This window comes from Moorena sp. SIO4E2, assembly GCF_010671945.1.
Lineage (GTDB): Bacteria > Cyanobacteriota > Cyanobacteriia > Cyanobacteriales > Coleofasciculaceae > Moorena > Moorena producens.
The window spans coordinates 1-2,060 of sequence record NZ_JAAHIE010000978.1 but is presented as its reverse complement, the minus strand read 5'-3'; the positions used below and the strand labels follow the sequence as shown (position 1 = coordinate 2,060).

Sequence of the window (2,060 nt, the reverse complement as noted above, 5' to 3'; positions counted from 1 at the left end):
AAATACCCATGGTTTTGAAATTTCTCATTTGGGTGCGATCGCAAATTGTATCGAGATTCTTGAAACCTATAGTTCATTAAGAATTTAGAATTTAGAATTTAGAATTTAGAATTTAGAATTTAGAATTGAGCATTGAGCATTACATTCTTCCTTCTTCCTTCTTCCTTCTACATTCTACCTTCTACATTCTACCTTCTTCCTTCTTCCTTCTACATTCTACCTTCTACATTCTACCTTCTACATTCTTCCTTCTACATTCTACATTCTTCCTTCTACATTCTTCCTTCTACATTCTTCCTTCTACCTTCTACATTCTTCCTTCTACCTTCTACATTCTACCTTCTACATTCTACATTCTTTATTCTACATTCTTAGTAGGGTTATATCAAAATGGTGGGGTTCATAGCTCGAATTGTTCTGGATCTATACCCTTTGCTTTTAATTGCTCTAGCAAGGCTTGCAAGGAAGCTTCTGCTTGCTCTGCCCGTTGGCGTTCTTGTTCTTTTTCAAGTCTTTCAACCTCTAAAAGTTCCTCCGCTTGTTCTGCCCGTTGGCGTTCTTTTTCTGCCTGTTGTTGAGCAAGTTCTTTGAGCTCAATAATTTCTAAATACGTAGCAAAAGGCTCGCCATTGGGATAATACAGCACCAAGTCCGAGCCTACTAACTCAAAGGTAATTCCTAAACGGGGACTCACCCAACCCAGCATCTGGGGGATTGGTTCTAGTTTTTCGGCTGAACGCAACCACCCTTTTAGTTTTGTCCGATTTGGATCAAAAAGATAGTACTCTTCTACTTCATGGTTCTGGTAAAACTTGAGTTTATCCTCTTCTAATTCCTTGATGGTATTCGTTAATGAGGCTATTTCAAATACTACCTGGGGATTCATGTTATCTTCAACCCAGGTTTTGTAGGAACGCCGATGCCCTTTCGGTCTACCCACAACCACCATCACATCCGGGGCTTGATTGATTTTGGGTTTTCCAAGTTCTGGATACCACAACAAATCCCCGGCAACGAATACATTGGGGTCATCTTTGAATTGGGCTTCCAGGCCATACTTAATGGTGGTAATTAGTTCAAATTGAAGGGTATTGTCCGCCAAGGGTTTGCCGTCACTTTCGGGATAGAAGATGTCATCGGTGGTGGAAGTAAGCTGCTGAACCATAGGAAATACTGTTACCAGAGCTGATCATCCTATTCTATCTTACTAATTTAGAATTTAGAATTTAGAATTTAGAATTGAAGTCTGTATCCTAAATTATTCCTTCTACATTCTTCCTTCTACCTTCTACCTTCTTCCTTCTACCTTCTACCTTCTACATTCTTCCTTCTACCTTCTACCTTCTACCTTCTACCTTCTACATTCTACATTCTACATTCTACATTCTACATTCTACATTCTACATTCTACAGGCTTCATTCTACTGCTTAGACAAGTCTCGGTACCTATTCATCCCTTAGCAAGCCAGTTTATGTTAAATTTGAGTTGACTTTTGGCTTAAGTCCCATTAAATCGGGGTAACGTCTTTTACTGAGCAACTATCATGACTCATTTTGGCATAATTTGTCCTGCTGCTTCTGGTCATCTTAACCCTATGACTACCTTAGGTTACGAACTGAAACAGCGTGGTCATCGCGTCACCTTATTCGGCATTGAAGACGCTCAACCAAAAGTTCTAGCCGCAGGATTAGAATTTCAGTTGATTGGCAAGTCTGATTTTCCCAAAGGAGCCACAAAAGACTTATTTACTCAACTAGGTAATCTCAGTGGATTTAAGGCATTCCAGTATACAATCAATTGGATTTTAAATGTAGCAAAAATGTCTCTTCGGGATGCTCCAGATGTAATTAAAGCAGCAGATATAGAGCTGTTATTAGTAGATCAAGCTTCTCCAGCAGGAGGAACTATCGCTGAGTATCTAGACATTCCTTTTGTAAGCTGTTGCGCATTTAAACTGTGATAACAGCATTGCCTTTGTTTTTTATTTTTCGTACCCATTTTATAATTAACCCTCCTTCATTTAAAAGATGATTTAACAAACATTCTAATTCTTCAATTG

The 2,060-nt window shown here is 38.8% G+C and carries 2 protein-coding genes; one reads left to right on the top strand and one right to left on the bottom strand.

The features are described from left to right. Positions 1–400: 400 nt before the first annotated feature. Positions 401–1,165, bottom strand: a complete 765-nt coding sequence (locus F6K37_RS39670; RefSeq protein ID WP_287256756.1) for a Uma2 family endonuclease — start codon at positions 1,163–1,165, stop codon at positions 401–403. Between the two features lie 379 nt (positions 1,166–1,544). Between F6K37_RS39670 and F6K37_RS39665 the strand changes: the two genes are divergently transcribed. After that, positions 1,545–1,961 carry a glycosyltransferase gene (locus F6K37_RS39665; RefSeq protein ID WP_287256754.1) on the top strand — a complete coding sequence of 139 codons (417 nt, stop codon included), beginning with the start codon at positions 1,545–1,547 and terminating at the stop codon, positions 1,959–1,961. Positions 1,962–2,060: the final 99 nt, after the last annotated feature.